At 67.8% G+C, this 16,095-nt stretch carries 17 protein-coding genes and 1 tRNA gene; 8 read left to right on the forward strand and 10 right to left on the reverse strand.

Features of this window, described 5'->3' with window-relative positions; genetic code table 11:
- Positions 1-133: 133 nt before the first annotated feature.
- Complete coding sequence (locus AXK61_RS04155) at positions 134-1,165, forward strand: iron-siderophore ABC transporter substrate-binding protein (RefSeq protein ID WP_068743971.1); 1,032 nt, start codon at positions 134-136, stop codon at positions 1,163-1,165.
- Between the two features lies 1 nt (position 1,166).
- On the opposite strand, the gene AXK61_RS04160 is transcribed toward AXK61_RS04155, so the two are convergent.
- On the reverse strand, positions 1,167-2,381 hold the full coding sequence (locus AXK61_RS04160) for an MFS transporter (RefSeq protein WP_068743973.1): 1,215 nt from the start codon (positions 2,379-2,381) through the stop codon (positions 1,167-1,169).
- Between the two features lie 104 nt (positions 2,382-2,485).
- On the opposite strand from AXK61_RS04160, the gene AXK61_RS24790 reads away from it, so the two are divergent.
- On the forward strand, positions 2,486-2,797 hold the full coding sequence (locus AXK61_RS24790) for a hypothetical protein (RefSeq protein WP_156485556.1): 312 nt from the start codon (positions 2,486-2,488) through the stop codon (positions 2,795-2,797).
- 39 nt (positions 2,798-2,836) lie between these two features.
- Here AXK61_RS24790 and putP read toward each other — a convergent pair whose 3' ends face one another.
- Positions 2,837-4,336 carry a sodium/proline symporter PutP gene (putP, locus tag AXK61_RS04170; RefSeq protein WP_068743976.1) on the reverse strand — a complete coding sequence of 500 codons (1,500 nt, stop codon included), beginning with the start codon at positions 4,334-4,336 and terminating at the stop codon, positions 2,837-2,839.
- A gap of 194 nt (positions 4,337-4,530) precedes the next feature.
- Between putP and AXK61_RS04180 the strand changes: the two genes are divergently transcribed.
- Entirely contained in the window at positions 4,531-5,433 is a 903-nt protein-coding gene (locus tag AXK61_RS04180) for a chymotrypsin family serine protease (protein WP_156485557.1), read from the forward strand.
- Between the two features lie 48 nt (positions 5,434-5,481).
- Positions 5,482-5,961 (forward strand): nitroreductase/quinone reductase family protein, encoded by a 480-nt coding sequence (locus AXK61_RS04185; protein WP_068743982.1) that lies wholly within the window; start codon positions 5,482-5,484, stop codon positions 5,959-5,961.
- Here the strand turns inward: AXK61_RS04185 and AXK61_RS04190 are convergent.
- Positions 5,948-7,480: a PH domain-containing protein gene (locus tag AXK61_RS04190; protein ID WP_068743984.1), complete on the reverse strand. Its 1,533-nt coding sequence runs from the start codon at positions 7,478-7,480 to the stop codon at positions 5,948-5,950. The two genes, AXK61_RS04185 and AXK61_RS04190, sit on opposite strands and share 14 nt — an antisense overlap.
- Positions 7,467-8,009 carry a PH domain-containing protein gene (locus tag AXK61_RS04195; protein ID WP_082789206.1) on the reverse strand — a complete coding sequence of 181 codons (543 nt, stop codon included), beginning with the start codon at positions 8,007-8,009 and terminating at the stop codon, positions 7,467-7,469. The genes AXK61_RS04190 and AXK61_RS04195 overlap by 14 nt, the downstream gene beginning before the upstream one ends.
- A gap of 175 nt (positions 8,010-8,184) precedes the next feature.
- On the opposite strand from AXK61_RS04195, the gene AXK61_RS04200 reads away from it, so the two are divergent.
- Positions 8,185-8,257 (forward strand) — tRNA-Lys (locus tag AXK61_RS04200).
- Positions 8,258-8,447: 190 nt separating this feature from the next.
- Here the strand turns inward: AXK61_RS04200 and AXK61_RS04205 are convergent.
- The gene (locus AXK61_RS04205) at positions 8,448-9,944 is read right to left on the reverse strand and encodes a serine/threonine protein kinase (protein WP_068743986.1); all 1,497 of its coding nucleotides are present in this window, start codon (positions 9,942-9,944) and stop codon (positions 8,448-8,450) included.
- A 52-nt stretch (positions 9,945-9,996) separates the two neighbouring features.
- Positions 9,997-10,380: a hypothetical protein gene (locus tag AXK61_RS24795; protein ID WP_156485558.1), complete on the reverse strand. Its 384-nt coding sequence runs from the start codon at positions 10,378-10,380 to the stop codon at positions 9,997-9,999.
- 360 nt (positions 10,381-10,740) lie between these two features.
- Between AXK61_RS24795 and AXK61_RS25325 the strand changes: the two genes are divergently transcribed.
- Positions 10,741-11,079, forward strand: coding sequence for a hypothetical protein (locus tag AXK61_RS25325; RefSeq protein WP_068743988.1), 339 nt, complete (start codon positions 10,741-10,743; stop codon positions 11,077-11,079).
- A gap of 207 nt (positions 11,080-11,286) precedes the next feature.
- Positions 11,287-11,871: a hypothetical protein gene (locus tag AXK61_RS24805; protein WP_156485560.1), complete on the forward strand. Its 585-nt coding sequence runs from the start codon at positions 11,287-11,289 to the stop codon at positions 11,869-11,871.
- A gap of 224 nt (positions 11,872-12,095) precedes the next feature.
- On the opposite strand, the gene AXK61_RS04215 is transcribed toward AXK61_RS24805, so the two are convergent.
- Positions 12,096-13,211: a hypothetical protein gene (locus tag AXK61_RS04215; RefSeq protein ID WP_068743990.1), complete on the reverse strand. Its 1,116-nt coding sequence runs from the start codon at positions 13,209-13,211 to the stop codon at positions 12,096-12,098.
- A 279-nt stretch (positions 13,212-13,490) separates the two neighbouring features.
- Positions 13,491-14,171, reverse strand: a complete 681-nt coding sequence (locus AXK61_RS04220) for a restriction endonuclease (RefSeq protein WP_068743991.1) — start codon at positions 14,169-14,171, stop codon at positions 13,491-13,493.
- Between the two features lie 366 nt (positions 14,172-14,537).
- Between AXK61_RS04220 and AXK61_RS04225 the strand changes: the two genes are divergently transcribed.
- Complete coding sequence (locus AXK61_RS04225; protein WP_068743995.1) at positions 14,538-15,125, forward strand: hypothetical protein; 588 nt, start codon at positions 14,538-14,540, stop codon at positions 15,123-15,125.
- Between the two features lie 13 nt (positions 15,126-15,138).
- On the opposite strand, the gene AXK61_RS04230 is transcribed toward AXK61_RS04225, so the two are convergent.
- Complete coding sequence (locus AXK61_RS04230; protein ID WP_068743996.1) at positions 15,139-15,432, reverse strand: DUF1330 domain-containing protein; 294 nt, start codon at positions 15,430-15,432, stop codon at positions 15,139-15,141.
- 239 nt (positions 15,433-15,671) lie between these two features.
- A partial coding sequence (locus tag AXK61_RS04235; protein WP_175400005.1) for an ATP-binding protein occupies positions 15,672-16,095 on the reverse strand: 424 nt, incomplete at its 5' end.

Below are 16,095 nucleotides of genomic sequence, written 5' to 3' on the forward strand. Positions count from 1 at the left end.
CGATCGGAGTGGCCGCTCCAGCAGGCCGCCGACCCACCAGTCCTGCGGCTCGCCGCGCAACGACCGCCGCACCGTATGCGATTCCATATAGCTTAGGCTCACCTTCTTCATAGGTTCGAGACAAGGACAACACATGGCCGCATCCATGGATCGCCGCACCGCACTCCGGCTGGGATTCACCTCACTCGCCACCGCCGGCGCAGCTGCGCTCGTCGCCGCCTGCGGCAGTACGGGCGACGATAGGACGTCGCCCAGCAGCGCTGCCGCGGGCGCCGAGCCCGGCGCCTTCCCCGTCACGATCCAGCACGTCCACGGCTCGACCACCATTGCCGTTCCCCCGCGGCGGGTGGCGGTGGTCGGCATCGGTGACCAGGATTCGCTTCTGGCACTGGGAATCACGCCAGTGCTGGCACCCGTGTGGACGGGCTCCACCGACACCGGCATCGGGCAATGGTCGAAGCATCTCGCGGCCGGCGCACCGACCCCGCTTCCGAATGCGACGAGCGCCTTCTCGATCGAACAGGTCGCTGCGACGCGCCCCGATCTGATCCTGGCGGTGAACAACGCGATCACCGCCGAGCGGTACCAGCAGCTCAGCGGGATCGCCCCGACCGTGCTCCATGCGGCGGGAGACACGGACTGGGCTCTCCCCTGGCAGGACGTGACCCGCCGGGTGGGCCGAGCGGTGGGCAAGCCGAACCAGGCGGAGGACCTCATCACAAGTGCCGAAGCGACCGTCGCCAAGGCCAAGGCCGCCAACCCGGCCTTCGCGGGGAAGACCGCCGTTCTCGTGATCCGGTGGAAGGACGGCAAACTGCGCGCTTTCGGGCCCGAGTCCGCGCGGTTCCAGATCCTCCGAGGCTTGGGCTTCACCCCTCCGGCGGCACTCGCCGATCGGTTCGCCGGCGGCAAGCTCAACACCGAGCTGTCCGCCGAGAACTTCCCACTTCTCGACGCGGACGTCCTGGTGTTCGACAACTGGGAGCGCGATCGGGCGCAGGTGGAGAACGAGCCCACGTTCGCATCGCTCCCCGTCGTCGCGCAGAAGCGGCTCGTCGGCTTGGATGCGGTGGTCAGCGATGCCCTTTCCATGCCGAACCCCGTGACCATCCCCTACGTCACGAACGAGATCGTCGGCCGCCTGGCCGCCGCGCTCCCACGCTGACTCACTCGGCCTGCGGGGTCACCGCTCGCAGGCCGAGAGCAGCGACGATGACGACCGCCGCCATGATCGCCCACCCCAGCCAGGCAGGGGCACCGTCGGCGACTCGGTCGTACCCCCAACCCGCGCCGAGCGACACCAGGAGCGAGGTCACACCGCCGAGCGTGGCCAGCATCCCGTAGTGCGCCCCCAGATACCGCTCCCCTGCAAGGACTCCGGCGGCGTCCCTCAGCGGCGGGACCAACAGCATCTGCCCGAGGTGCAGCACCACCACCCACGCGATCACGGCGACGAGGTGACCGCCGTCGGGGTGCCCTGCCGTGGCGACCGGGAGCAGGAACGACATCCCCATGGTGCCGAGCCCCAGCCCGACCGCACGTCTGCGGCCGAGCCGCCGCCCCATGGCGACCGCTGCCGGCTGACCAGCGATGACCAGGACGGCCGCGCCGGCGAAGATCCAGCCGAGCCAGCCCTCCGCGTCGGTCCGCAACAGTTCCACGGGCAACGAGACGTAGACGAGTCCGTAGGCGCCGAGCTGGAGTGAGCCGAACACCGCCAGGAGCATGAACCTGCCGTTGCGGGTCACCGTCCGCCAGGCAACGGCGACTTTCGCGCCCGCATCTCCGGGCGCGGCGTCGTGCGGCAGCAGTCGCCAGAAGCCCACCCACATAACGACGAAAAGGAGCGCCGAGATGACCGTGACGGCGCTGAACGGGGCCCAGATCAACGCCGCGCCCACCGCGGGGCCGACGACGTTCCCTGCGCGGCTGGACATCTGCTCCAGCCCGAAGAGCTCTGCGCGCGGAAGCACGCCTTCATCCTCGAGCCGGCGCCCCCAGATCGCATTGGTGGACTCAACGGCAGGCGCGAACAGCGCGGCGGCGAAGCCGGAGAGGAGCGTGCCGACGACCACCGTGGCAACGCTTCCGGCGAACGCGAGGACGACGAATCCCACCACCCGCATGGCGATGCCGGACAGGATCATCCGGCGCGCCCCGAACCTGTCCGACAGTGCACCGCCGACGAAGAACATGCCCTGCTGCGACAAGGTCCGCAGCCCGAGGACCAGCCCGATCGTCGCTCCCGCCATTCCGAGGGACTCCAGGTGTCCCGCGAGAAAGGGAACCACCAGGTAGAAACCCACGTTGAAAAGGAAGTACGAGGCGAGGAGCAACTGCACGGTGCCGGGCAGGGCTCGGATCCTCACAACCGTGGACATCGGACGAGCCTAGCCGTGCGCGTTCACCCGTCAGGCGGGCTGCTTCTCGGGCATGAGCTGGGACTCGTTCCGAGCGAGCGGGCCGGGAGTGATCTACTTGTCCTGTGACTTCGCAAACCTCGAATAACCACGATGACACGACGCCGGCGTCCGACGCCGCTCCGACGCCCGCTCCGACGCCCGCTCCGACGAGCGGTTCGGCCGCGCCGAAGCCCCGGCAGGTGACTCTCGGGCACATCATCATCACGATCGCCGTGCTGATCAGCGGCCTCCTCGCCTGGCATCCCTGGCAGCAGCCGCCGAAGGCGACCTCGGACCCGGCCGTGCTCGGCGAGCACGCCGAGAAGGGCGGGAAGGTCCGCTGCTACGCGAACGACGCGAACATGTCCTGCGTCTTCATCCCCGACGTGAAGTAGCCCGGGAGGGCCGATCCGTACCCCTCGCCCACCGACTCCCTACGCGGGCACCTTCGCCGCGAGCGCGGCCGCACGGTCGAACTCGGCGTCGACGGCACCGTCGACCTTGAAGGTGGCGAGGCTGACGCCGATGGCGACCACGAGGTTCGCGAGGAAGCCCGGGACGATCTCGTAGAGATCGAAGGGCGGCCACTGGCCCCAGACGAAGGCGACGGCCGCACCGACGATGAGGCCCGACAGCGCGCCCGCGGCAGTGAGCCGGCGCCAGAAGAGCGCCAGGATGACGATCGGGCCGAACGAGGATCCGAAACCGGCCCAGGCGAACCCGACGAGTTCGAGGATGCTGTCGGACGGGTCGATGGCGAGCAGCACCGCGATCACCGCGACGATGAGCACGCCGAGGCGGCCCAGCAGCACGTAGGTCTTGTCGGAGATCTGCGTGTCCCGGCCGGTCTTCTCGGCGAAGATCTTGAACAGGTCCTCCACCAGCGCCGACGAACAGACGACGAGCTGCGAGGACACCGTCGACATGATCGCGGCGAGGACGGCGGCCAGCACCAGGCCCGCGACGAACGGGTGGAACATGATCTGGGCGAGGACCAGGAACACGGTCTCGGGGTCCTTCGGCGCCTTCTCCGGATGCAGGGCGAAGTACGCGATGCCGATGAAGGCGGTGGCGATCGCGCCGAGCGCGGTGGCGACCATCCAGCTGATGCCGAACCGCCGGGCCGTCGTGGCCTCCTGCGGCGTGCGCAGCGCCATGAACCGCACGATGATGTGCGGCTGGCCGAAGTAGCCGAGGCCCCACGCGGCGGCGGAGATGACGCCGAGGGCGGTGCCGCCCGCGAACAGGCTGAAGAAATCAGGGTTCACCGAGTCGACGGTGTCGATGGTGATCGACGGTCCGCCGACCTTGATGAGCGCGACGATCGGGACGGCGACGAGCGCGGCCAGCATGAGCAGGCCCTGCGCGACGTCGGTGAGCGTGGCTCCGAGGAAGCCGCCGAACAGGGTGTAGATCATCGTGACCACGGCGACGATCAGCATGCCGTGCATGTACTGCACGCCGAAGGTGCTGTCGAAGAACTTGCCGGCCGCCACCATGCCGCTCGAGACGTAGAACGTGAAGAACACCAGGATGATCAGGCCGCACACGATGCGCAGGGCACGGGACCGGTCGCGCAGCCGGTGCTCGAGGAAGCTCGGGATGGTGATCGAGTTGCCGGCGACCTCGGTGTACGAGCGCAGACGGGGCGCGACGAACTTCCAGTTCAGCCACGCGCCGATCGTCAGTCCGATCGCGATCCACGCCTCGACGAGCCCCTTGGCGTAGATGGCACCGGGCAGGCCCATCAGCAGCCAGCCCGACATGTCGGAGGCGCCCGCGCTCAGCGCCGCCACCCACGGCTTGAGACCTCGACCGGCGAGCATGTACTCGTCGAGGTTGTCCTTGGTGCGCCGGTAGGCGCTCCAACCGATGTACAGCATCGCGGCGAAATACAGTGTCACGGCGATCGTCTGATAGGTCTGGTCCGACACAGGTGTCCCCTCTTATCCGAGAACCGGAACTGGCTGTTCATGCATGGTTTTGCCGGTGATGAAAGCCCAGTTCGGCACACTGATCTCATTCGAAGCAGTGCACCGGGAATGGTAGGCTCGGCGACGATTTTCTGCGGCGCTTTCGACGCGCGCCGATTCACGACTGGAGACCGAGACCCTAGGAGGGTTCGACCTTGGCCGACGGGACGCGCAACGGTGCGGCACTGCGACGCGGAACGATCGGGGTGGTCACCGCTCTGGTAACGGGAGCCCTGCTGATCCCGGGGACGGCCACCGCGGCTCCAGCTCCTTCGCCGGCCGTTCCGTCCTCGCCCAAGCCGAGCGCTCCTGCGAAGCCGAGCACCTCCGCGACGCCGAAGCCCGGGGCGCCCTCCGCACCGCGGACGAGCACACCGTCGACCCCGAGTACCGCACCGACGCAGACCCCCGCCCCCAAGTCCGTGGCGCCGGGTGACCGCATCGACATCCTGCAGCGCTCGCTCGGTGGCGGCCGCTTCGAATCCCTGCAGTGCACCATGGGTTTCGCGGTCACCGCACCGAACGGCGAGCGGCTGGGCGTCACGGCGGGGCACTGCGGTGCGCCGCAGCAGCCGGTCGGCGTGAAGAAGTGGATCGTCGGCGAGGTCGTCCAGTCCCAGGCCCCCCAGGTCAAGGAGGACCCGAATCGCCCCGGGCACTACTCCCCCGTCGACCCGTTCGGCCCGGACTGGGGCACCTTCCGGCTCACCGACCCGGACGTGAAGCTGCTGGCGTCCGCGCCCGGCATGGCGCCGCGCTCCGTGGGCACCGCGCGCGTCGGTGATCCCGTGTGCCAGCTGGGATCCGTGAACGGCCGACGGTGCGGCAAGGTCACCAAGGTCATGAACGACTGGGTGGTCTCGGACATCGTCACCACGCAGGGCGACAGCGGTGGGCCGCTGGTGCGGACCTCCGACAACGCGGCGATCGGGATCATCACCGACGCCGTGACCCTCACCGACAGCGACTCCGGCCAGGTGACGCAGCGGCTCACGCAGTACTACTCGCTGAACGCGGTGCTCCGCGCCGCGGGCGGCGCCCAGCTCGCGACGCGCTGACACGCCGATCCCCGCGCGGCGGGGCTCGGATGTCATTACACTGCCGCCATGGCGATCCTGGACGACCTCAAGACGCGGTTCCTGCAGCTGGGCAAGCACAAGGCGGTGTCCCGCATGGTGCGCGCCACCGTGCCGCTCGACAAGGCCGTCACCCGGATCAGCGGCGGCGCTGTGCATCTCATCCCCGAGGCGCTGCTCCCCCAGCTCACGCTGACCACGGTGGGCAAGCGGAGCGGACTGGCCCGCACGGTGCCGTTGCTGTACGTGCGCGACGGCGAGGACTACGTGGTGATCGCGTCCAACTTCGGCCAGAAGCACCACCCGGCGTGGTCGTACAACCTCGAGGCGAACCCCGACGCGGAGGTCCTGCTGGGCACCCGCCGCACGCAGGTGCGAGCCCGGAGGGTCTCGGAGGCGGACCGGAAGCGGTTGTGGCCCAGCATCGTCGCGGTGTGGCCCGCCTACGACGACTACATCGATTGGGCCGGCGGCCGCACCATCAAACTGTTCCGACTCACGCCTCGCTGACGGCGCTCCCGCCAGTGGTCAGGAAGGCGGTCACGATCTCGGGTTCGACGGTGCGCGCGACCTCCGCCGCGCGCTCGGGCGTGAGATCGACGGCACCGAAGGCGCCCGCGGCCGTCGCGACGGTCAGCGTCGCAACCCGGGCACGCCGCTGGAAGAAGGTCTCGGTGGTGACGAAGCCGATCACCCCGTCGAACTCGAGGACAGTGCGGGTGCGCGCCAGGGTGGGCGAACCGATGGACACCGTCGATTCGCTCGTCGCCGAACCGAGATGCCGAGCACGGACGGATGCCGCGCCGACGGACCCCAGCAGCAGCACCAGAGCGATCGCGGCCGGGAACAACGCCCACCAGTCGGGGACGAATGCAGCGGCGACCGCCACGCCGCCGAACACGACCACGGGCACGGCCACCGCCGCCACCGCACGGGTGTAGCGGCGACGCACCGCCGCTGGACCGTGCGCGACGAGCGGCGTCTCCACCGCGCCGGGCCGGCCCAGGATGGCGTCCGCGACGTGCACCGCCTCCTCGCGCGGCGCGGGCGGGAGCAACGTCGGATTGCGATCGGTCCCCGTCGCGATCGCTCTGAGCTTCGCGCCGCCCGGGATGCGCATGAGCACCGGTTCGTGCAGCTGGACACCGCGCACGCGCTTGCGCTCGATCGTGGCCGCCACGGTGGAGATGAGGCCGCGGGTGGTGTGCAGCGCACCGTCGGCGCGGCGGACCAGGCGGAAGCCCCAGAACGCGAGCACGTAGGCGACGACCGACACGAGGACCGACAGCACGACGACCAGCACGATCGCGCCCGGGATGATCACAGCCGCACCGAGATCGAGGATCCGGGCGAACCAGGACTCCGCGAGCTCCGAGCCGCGCTCGCGCAGGCCCGCCTCGTCGACGATCCGGAACCCGATGCCCGCGCCGGCCGCCACCACGGCGAACCCGGTGAGCGAGAAGGGGGCGAAGCGGATCCAGCCCGGGCGCAGGCGCGCGAGCTCCTCCTCGGGGCGCTCAGGGGCTACTACGGGCGCGTTATCGCCGTCGGCGTGCGTGTCCGGGTTCGATGGTGCCGTCGGTGCCGCCGTGCGCCGCAGCAGGTCCCGCCCCAGATGCTCCGCGAGCGCGGCCGGGATCGGATCCAGCACGAGCGCGGACTCCTTGCCGCCCACGCCCGTGCCGACGACGACCTTGCGCAGCGACAGGGCGCGCTCGATCGGGCCGGCGGTCACGTCGACGCTGCGGATCCGGTCGCGGCGCGCGGTGGCGGATATCTTGCGCACCAGGCCGTGTCGCAGTTCGAGCTGATCCTCGGTGACGCGCCAGCGGGTGGTGAGCCACGGAAGGAGGCCCACCAGCACGCTGATCGCCACACCGGCGATGACGAAGAAGACGGGCCCCACGGCGCGCCCCAGGAAGAAGACGCCGATCAGGGCGGGGATGAGCGACGGGATCGACTTGATCACGCGGGTCGCGATCCCCCACGGCGACAGCCGGTTCCACTCGGTCTCGTCAGGTCGCGTCATCAGCGTCCTCCGCCGCGCTGACGGTCAGGCTCGCCGCGATGGACTGCGCGGTCTCGGTCGGGAGCCCCGAGATCCGCACGGTGCCCGCAGACGATGCCGTGGTCACCGTCACCGTCGAAAGGCCGAAGGCGCGCTCCAGCGGTCCGGCGACGGTGTCGATCACCTGTACGCGCGAGACGGGGATCAGCACCCGGGTGCGGGTGAGCCAGCCCGCCTGCGAGTACACCGCGACCGGATTGATCTCCCAGCGGTGGAACGCGTACCGGAACCGCGGCATGACGATCAGGTGCACAGCAGCCGGGACGGCGAGGACGAAGAAGGCCAGGAACGCGACGGCCCACGGCACGGCGGGGATGACGGCGAGAACCACTGTGACCACGGGGATCACGATGACCCAGCGGATCGCGGCGCGCACCGTCCACCATGTCTTCGCGCGGGGCGAGACCTGATGAGCCGGTGGTCTGAGCACCTCGGCGGGGCCGGTGGCACCGGCGGCTCCGGGGTCGACGGGGGTTCCGGGGACGGTCATGCGCCCAGCTAAGCAGAGGCTCCGGCGCGGTGCCAGCGCCCACGCGGTGGGCCGGCGCGCAAGCTCGGGCTACGAGCGCAGAAACACCACCTGAACAGCCGATTTCATGTTTCCCGTTCCGTCTTGCTAGAGTACTTCAGCACGCAGCGAGCGAGAGCACGAGGCGAGCAAGTACGCGCCATTAGCTCAATTGGCAGAGCAGCTGACTCTTAATCAGCGGGTTCGGGGTTCGAGTCCCTGATGGCGCACAATAGTTCGAGGACAGACCGGGTTCTTACCCGGTCTTTTCTCGTTTCTGGGGGTCGAGGGCGCGGATACTGGGGGTTATAGGCCACGACCCGATGTGCCGGGCGATCGTGCCCCTGGAGGACACCATGCGGATCACGCCACTGCTCGGGGACATGGGCAGTCAGCGGCCAGACCTTGAAGACGTTGACGCTAAGTCTGACTCACCTCGAAGCGTGAACCCCCTCCCTCGCAGTAGCTCACAATCCCGGTGCGGTCGATCTCGCCGGCCGAGTTCCACATACAGAGGTAGATGCCGACGTCTGCGTAACTGCGGGCCTTGTTCGTCCCCTTGCCGTCATAGAAGTCAGTCATAGTCTGACGCGCCGAAGCACAGGTCACGGACCCCTTGGTGACCGACAACGAGTACGAACCGGGAACCGTCGGGCGTGAATAGGTACCGCACGCCTTCGGACCTGCAACAGTCGTCGTGGTCGGCACGGTCGTGGTAGATGTCGTCGTGGTGACCGCCGTGGTGGTTGTCACCGGCGGTGTCGTCGTCTCGCTCACCGACACCGTTGTTGGGACCAGTGGCACCGACGCAGTGGTCGTCGCTTGCGCAACGGGCGCCTTGTCCCCGCCCGACCGGCTCACGTAGACGCCGAGTCCCGTCGCCGCGACCGCCAGCACCGCCACGACCGCCGCGAGGATCGGCACCGTCCGCGACTTCGTGACCGGCTCAGCTACTGCAGCCCGCAAGTACGTGGCGTCCCCGTCGCCGGCTGCCCCGGTCGCGGCGCGCGCCTCGGTGACCTCATCGGGCGCGATCTCCCGCTTCGGCACCGCCGGCACCACCATCGGGGCGACACCGCTGAGGTGCCCCTCAAAGGCGACGCGCAGAGCATCGCCGAACTCGGCGCAGCTCTGGAAACGGTCGCCAGGACGCTTCGCCAGCACCTTCGCGAAGACCACATCGAGCTCTGCCGGCAGCTGCGGCGCCACCTCGCTCATCGTCGGTGGCAACTGGGTCAGGTGCGCGCTCATCAGCGCGGTGATCGACTTCCCGGTGTAGGGCGGCAGACCAGTCAGCAGGTGGAATGCGGTGCACCCCAGCGAGTACACGTCCGCACGGTTGTCGAGGTCCTCCCCCTCGATCGCCTCCGGCGAGATGTACAACATCGTCCCGACCGTGATCCCCGTCGACGTCAGCGATGTCGACTCGCCCGCGGCCTTGGCGATGCCGAAGTCCGCGAGCTTGACCGCCTCCAGCTCACCGTCATCGACGCCGAGCAGGATGTTGGCGGGCTTGACGTCCCGGTGCGTGATCCGGCTCTTGCGCCATGCGTAATCGAGTGCCGCTCCTGCGCCCGCGACGAGCTCCAATGCCAGCGTCGGCTCGACGGCGCCGACCGCCTTCACGAGCTCAGCTGCGTCGGTACCTGCGACGTACTCCATCGTGATCCACAGCCGGTCCTCGAACTGGCCGCGGTCATAGAGGGTGACGACGTTCGGATGAGACAGCTGCGCGAGCAGGTCCGCCTCGCGCCTGAACCGGGCCTTGAAGTCGTCGTTCCGGCTGACGCCGGCATCGAGGAGCTTGAGCGCGTCCTGACGAGGCAGTCGCGGGTGCTCGACCAGGAACACCTGCCCCATCCCTCCGGCGCCGAGTTGGCGGACGACCCGGTACTCGGCGATCTCGGTGAAGGACATGTGGGCGATTCTGACAGGTCGCTGAACGAGTTGAGCAAGGAGGGTTGGCAGGTCAGAAAGCATTTCGGCTAGAGAATTGTGGTGGTGGTCGAATTCCTTTCGTCGGCCGGCCCTTCCCGTCGAGGGTGACTATCGAGATGCCGAACTCCGCCAGGGTGGCGGCGAAGCGATCGGATCCGTGTCGCCTCCGCGCGGCACCGCGCGCAGCTGAGCCGCGGAGTTCAACGACAAGTCCGTGAGCTGCTTCCATGCCTGTCCGGCATCGGCAACCGCAGCGTCCCCGCTTCATCAATGTGGAGTACCGGACACCCACCGCCTCGATCTCGCCGAGCTGGACGGTCCACGAGGTGCCCGTGCGTGTCGGCGTCACCGTCACGGTGCCGACTTCGCAGTCGACGTCGACGAGGGCGTCGCGGTCGCCGTAGGTGATCGTCATGTGCGGATACTGTCACGCACCGAGGATCCGGTCCCCGCCGAAATTCATCCGATCGGGGGACAGCGCCGGGCGCGGTGACGCTGGGAGCATCGGACGGTGAATACAACGTCGACGGCAGTCCCCCTACCAGCTTGGGTGGGCATTGTGCTGCTCCTGGGCCTGCCCCTGTCCGCCTGCGGCAGCCCCTCCCCGTCGGTGAGCCCTGCAACTACGTCGCCACCACCGGCACTCTCGTCCACGGCAGCGACGGAGCCAGCACCGTCATCACCAGCCGAGCATGCGTCTTCGTCGTCTCCGTCGTCGTCGCCGGTGAACTCGGCATCACGTGCCGCTCCCAGCACGCCTGCCGGTCCCGCGATCTTGTCGATCGCCATCACGATCACCAGCCGCTACTCCGTGGGACCGGACCTCCTGCAAATGGGCGCCGAGGAGGGTGACGGGCCTGAGCCGCGAATCAGCGTTCGCTCGCGGGGCCAGAACGGAAACTTCGACAGTGGAGACTGTGCCATGGTCGTCGACGTCACGGGCCCCGCAGGGTTCAATGAACGCACGAGAGACAACGCTTGCACCTCGTCGAAGGCTGTCCTTCCGAAGCTCACGGTCCCGGGCAAGTACACCATCACGGCTACAGTCATCGCCCCCGGCGAGGCTCCCAAAACGCAGACCCACGACTTCCAGCTGATCGCGCACGGCGCCTGACTGTGCCAGGTTCCGGCCCGGCTGCGGTGGTGATTCGGCAGGCTGTCGCGGGGCGAGGCGGATTCATCCGAACGGATGACGGACAAGGAAGCGCCCAGCGTTCTAGCGTCAGTACGAGCCAGATGACGCACGCCGACTCTGCGTAACGGCGGCGATGACGGCGAGCGCCGCCGGAACACGAGAGAGCAGGCGAGCATGAGGGCACACTTGGCGATCACTGCAGCCGGTCTCGCTGCGTCCCTGATGCTGACAGCATGCACGCAGGACGGCATCAACAGCTCGCACGCATCCGGATCAGCGGGCATCGGCGCCGCAGCTGAGACCGGTGTCCCGAAGACGTTCGAACTCACCCCATTCACTGGAGATTGCGCATCTCTCGGCGGAGCGCCCAATCCGACCTACGAGCAGCTATCTGCAGTCTGGGACAGGCTCGGTGCGCTCAACTTCCAGATCCTCGTGGTTCAGACCAACGTAATGCCTAGCGGCGTCACGGCTGCAGAGGCGGACTACATCCGAAACACGGCTCTTCAAGGCTGGCAACAAAAGCTAACGCCAGAGTGGAAAGCGGTGGTCGACGCCATTCCGGCCGGCGGTGTTGGCCGAGAGCGAGTCGTTGCGTGCGAACTCGGGAAGCAAGCAAGCGCGGGAGGTCACCCGGAACTCCTGAGCGCTATCGCGAAAGAACCGTACTACGCCCTCGCTACGAGTGGCTATCACGCGTGCGTCACAACGAAGGACTACCCCGATGATTGGGGGAAACGGAGTCAGAAAGAGCTCTGCCCGCAGCAGTGAGACCGACCGCCGCCAGGCCGGCCCTGGTGGGGCCGTCGGTCGCAGGCTCGACGATCAAGGACCGCTCGCGATCGTCGAGCCCCCTTTACCCAGTCCGTCCACCAGCAGCCGCCCACTGCCCCTCGAAGACGTCGGGGCGCCGGACTGGGCGAGGTAGCGGCCGCCGAACCGCGAGCTGGGCGGTTTCCGGTCGCGATACGACGTGAGGTCAGCGACTGTGCCTTTCACCCGGAGTCTCCGAGCGCGTGCTCAACCAGAACTGCGAAACCTAGATAGAGGTGCGTCAGGGCCAGTACCGAACTCAGGAACCCGTACAGGTGGTACACGCCGTTACCCTCATCGGACTGGATCTCCACCAGGTCGGCGGCCGAGTCGGTCACGTGCAGAAGGTCGGCGTAGAAGAACGTGGTGAACAGGTCGGACGGCTTCAGGTTGCCGTAGCTGATGATCGGAGGCTCGTACTCCATGGCATGGGCGGGCAGGAGCATGCTGCATACGACTGTGCTCAGCGTCCGGTTGAGCAACGCCGCTCGGGCCTCCCGCCACTGTTTGACCACCGGGGCGAGATCAGGCCGGTCACGGACCAGCCTCATGATCGTCCCCGACGCGCTGGAGAATGCCGTGAGCTTGTCGCGCTCGTTGTTTAGCTGGCGGAATCGCGCGGCGAGGGCCACCATCTGCTCGTCGGGTGGGAATTCGACTCCCATCCACTGTTCCTGGACGCCCGCACGCGCAGTCCACTTCACCGTGAAGGCGCCTGTGAATGACAGCGCCGAGTAACCGGCGAGCTTGCGGCAAACCGTGGTGTAGTGGCACAGCTTCTCGCGGTCTTCGTCGGTGATTTCGTCGAGGGCGGGGAATTGTGCCGGGTCGGGTAACCGGAACGCGTAGGTCAGCTTCTCCCACACCACCTGGAAGGCCTCGGCTGCGGCGTCCGCTGCCAGCTCGGCGTGGGGTGGCTCGAACATCAGCTCCACAGGATGAACGGTGTCCTCCAGCGCGACAGTTTCAAGCTCGTAATCGAACGGCGTGGCCCCCGCCACCTTGCGGGTGATCATCCGGCAGGAGGCGTTCATGTCGTCGGGCCCACTGTTGATCGTCAGGTACTGGCCATCCTCGAACATCTGTGGCGACATCGGGGGCGCGCCGAGGTTCGCGCCCTGCGCCCCGGTGTGCCGGCGCGCCCGCCGTGCTTCTTCACGCTGGGCGAGCCGTCGAGCTGCGCGGTTCGAGTTCACCATGTCCGAAGCGTAGAACGCCACGACGTCGCCGGCGGCGTTCAGCTTGAGCTGCGAACACGACCAGCCCAGTGACGGGCCCACGGTGATCGTCTGCCGCACCTGGACCAGCAGCGCGGCCGGCGGGCCACTCGACCGCCGCCTGGGCGCACCTGGCGAGGGAGCGGCCATCGAACCGCGCAACAGTGGCGCCGGCGACGATGAGGTAGGCAGTCATGCGAGGCAGTGTGACAACTGTGAAGGCGAGTTGCTCAGCGGTACCCGAGCCAGGCGAGCGAGCGGGCGGGCGGGCGGGCGGCAACGTTGCAGCTGTGCGCGGCGCGGCGGACGATCCCGCTACGCAATGGTCAAACGGGTTCGGACACGTTTCGGACGCGTCGGTTACAGGCCGTATCCGTACGCGGCGAGCGCTCGACTGCAGGCTTCGTTGTATTCGCGAACGCGACGACGATGACGGATCATGAGGGCGGCCACGCATATCGACCAGGGGATGAAGATCAGTATCAGTAGAAGGGGAGCGATGACCTGGCCGTCGATCAACAGCAGTACGAACGCGATGGTGACCACGAGCATCGCAATGCCGTTGATCACGAACGGCCGCTCAGAAGGCTGAGGCGGCAGTACTAGCGGTGCCGGCGGCGGAGTGGATCGCCGCGGAGTCTCCGGGGCGCGTTGTTGGGCGGGACCGATCCCGCAGTTCGAGTTGAGGCGGAAGGCAGCCCGTCCGTTCTCGGGCTTGAGGTCACCGAGCGGCGAGTAGGTGAACAGCATGATGCCGACTTCGTCTGCGTAGTCGATCGAGTGGCGGGAGTACCCGGCCGCGCTGAAGAACAGCATCTCTCGGCCAGTGTCGGAACCACGAGCACCGTACAGCCGTTGCAGGGCTGGGCGGCCAGTCTGTGCCGACTCGTGCTTGACCTGGGCGACGGCGCCGCGGGCGATGACGTCGACTCCGCCATCGGGTCCAATCGGAGTCACCTCGGCGTCGGGGAAACCGAGCTCTAGGCGCATCCTGACCGCGGCATTGAGCTCGGCCTGGCGCGCGGACGTGATGCACTCCATCCTGGATAGATACCACCCTGGCCTGACACTCCGTGACAGTTCACGCCCCCTGTGCGGGTGTGCGATTCCACAGCTCGATTGTGGCGTGGCCCACGACTTCCAGCTGATCGCGCACGGCGTCTGACGATCAGATTCCGACCCTCTCGCGGTACGAGGCGAGCTCAGCGGGCGAGCCGGTCGCGGTGACGGTCAGATAGGCGGGGCATGCGTGGCAGACTCGCAGCTGGGGTCGGGCGCCCCGAGCCAGGCGACCGGGCGGCGATCGCGCGGCTGATGTTGTCAAATCGGCAGACGCTGCACCTGGTCGGGCAAGGTCGTCTACTCAGACGACAGACATGGTCGCTGGCATGGTGGAGGATGTCGCACATGGGACTCTGGGAAGACGCGCAGAACGAGTACCTCCCCGAGGACCACATCGCGGCGTTGGCACGACAGCAGCAGCAAGAGATCAGGGAGTTCGTCGAGGCGATGGGGCGCCTAGGTGTCGCGCCGGGCGAACATCAGCTGTACTTCAACAACCACCAGGCGGGCTCCGACGTAGCCGGACGCGACATTGCTATCAAGGGAGCCGCCATCACTGGCTGGTTGCTGGACATCTCAGTCGCGCGTGCGTTCCTCGTAGTGACCCCCGAAGCGGAACTGTGCGACTGCCGCGGCCAACGCAAACCGAAGCGACACTTTGGCATCCGGGAGCCTGTGATCCCCCTTGTCCAGATCCTGCCACGCAATGACCTAACGCAGATTCTCCGAGAGACGCTGGCTCGACAGATCCGCGCAACGAGTAGCTCGCGACCTGCTACACGCCTCGCCCCCGAACGGATTCGTGCGAAACAGGCGGAGCCCGACCTATTCGCCAAGCAGCGCGCCGACGCCAACAGCCTGCACGAACAGAAGCAGGCGGCTCGCGCAGATGCTGAGCGTGCGTGGCGGGAGAGACAGCAGCGGAAGGGATAGACACTCGACGCCGCTACTCCAGCCCCTGCACCAGCAGCCGGACGCTGTCGGCGTTCTCAGTCCGCAGCGGCGCGATCGCCTGGTACTCGGGCGAGACGTTCCAGGCCCGCGCGGCCTCGAGGTCTGGGAACTCGACCAGCACCACCTGATCGGCCGCCCACTCCCCCTCGAGGACGTCGGGGGCGCCGGACCGGGCGAGGTAGCGGCCGCCGAACCTCGCGACGGTGACGCCGACCCGATCGCGGTACGACGCGAGTTGCTGTGCGGAGCCGGTCGCGGTGACGGTGACGATCAAGTAGGCGGTCATGGGGGCAGTCTCGCAGCTGGGTGGGTTGGGCGCTCAGCCCAGCGAGTCCAGCAGCTCCGGCACCGAGGTCGCGACACGCTCCGCGCGGAACCTCGCGTCGGGCGGCAGCGCAGTCCGCATCTCCTCGGACGGCAACATAATGAGCGACATCGGATCAGTAGGCACTGCGCCGCACTGATCAGGCTCATCGAAAGTCCCCAGTGATGCTCATTGAAATTCCTCACCTGGGTGCGGTCGGATTATAGCGGTCGGCGGCTGGGTGCGATTGCTGTGCGGTGGGTTTCGTTGCGGGCGTGGTGGTCTCGTAGTCGGTAGCTGTCGCCGTCGAGTTTGAGGACGACGGAGCGGTGTAGGAGCCTGTCGAGCATGGCCGCGGCGACGGTGGTGTCGCCGAGGACTTCGCCCCATTCGGAGACCGATCGGTTGGTGGTGATGACGATCGATGTTTTCAGATACCGTTGCGCGACAACCTGAAACAACGCTGATGCGGCTTCGGCGGGCAAGGGGAGGTAGCCGAGTTCGTCGATGACGAGCAGCGTCGGGCCAGCGAAGAACCGCATGGTCGTCGACCAGCGGCCTTCGATCGCCGCTTTGTGGCAGCGGGCGGCCAGGTCGGCGGCGGTGGTGACGTAGGTGCGGTATCCGGCGTGCACTGCGGCATGC

The sequence above is a fragment of the Tsukamurella pseudospumae genome, assembly GCF_001575205.1.
Classification (GTDB): domain Bacteria; phylum Actinomycetota; class Actinomycetes; order Mycobacteriales; family Mycobacteriaceae; genus Tsukamurella; species Tsukamurella pseudospumae.

Coding starts and splice junctions, on each gene's coding strand:
- AXK61_RS04155 (WP_068743971.1), top strand. CDS start 134: ATGGCCGCATCCATGGATCGCCGCACCGCACTCCGGCTGGGATTCACC.
- AXK61_RS04160 (WP_068743973.1), bottom strand. CDS start 2,381: ATGTCCACGGTTGTGAGGATCCGAGCCCTGCCCGGCACCGTGCAGTTG.
- AXK61_RS04185 (WP_068743982.1), top strand. CDS start 5,482: ATGGCGATCCTGGACGACCTCAAGACGCGGTTCCTGCAGCTGGGCAAG.
- AXK61_RS04190 (WP_068743984.1), bottom strand. CDS start 7,480: ATGACGCGACCTGACGAGACCGAGTGGAACCGGCTGTCGCCGTGGGGG.
- AXK61_RS04195 (WP_082789206.1), bottom strand. CDS start 8,009: ATGACCGTCCCCGGAACCCCCGTCGACCCCGGAGCCGCCGGTGCCACC.
- AXK61_RS04205 (WP_068743986.1), bottom strand. CDS start 9,944: ATGTCCTTCACCGAGATCGCCGAGTACCGGGTCGTCCGCCAACTCGGC.
- AXK61_RS24795 (WP_156485558.1), bottom strand. CDS start 10,380: ATGACGATCACCTACGGCGACCGCGACGCCCTCGTCGACGTCGACTGC.
- AXK61_RS04220 (WP_068743991.1), bottom strand. CDS start 14,171: ATGGAGTGCATCACGTCCGCGCGCCAGGCCGAGCTCAATGCCGCGGTC.
- AXK61_RS04225 (WP_068743995.1), top strand. CDS start 14,538: ATGGGACTCTGGGAAGACGCGCAGAACGAGTACCTCCCCGAGGACCAC.
- AXK61_RS04230 (WP_068743996.1), bottom strand. CDS start 15,432: ATGACCGCCTACTTGATCGTCACCGTCACCGCGACCGGCTCCGCACAG.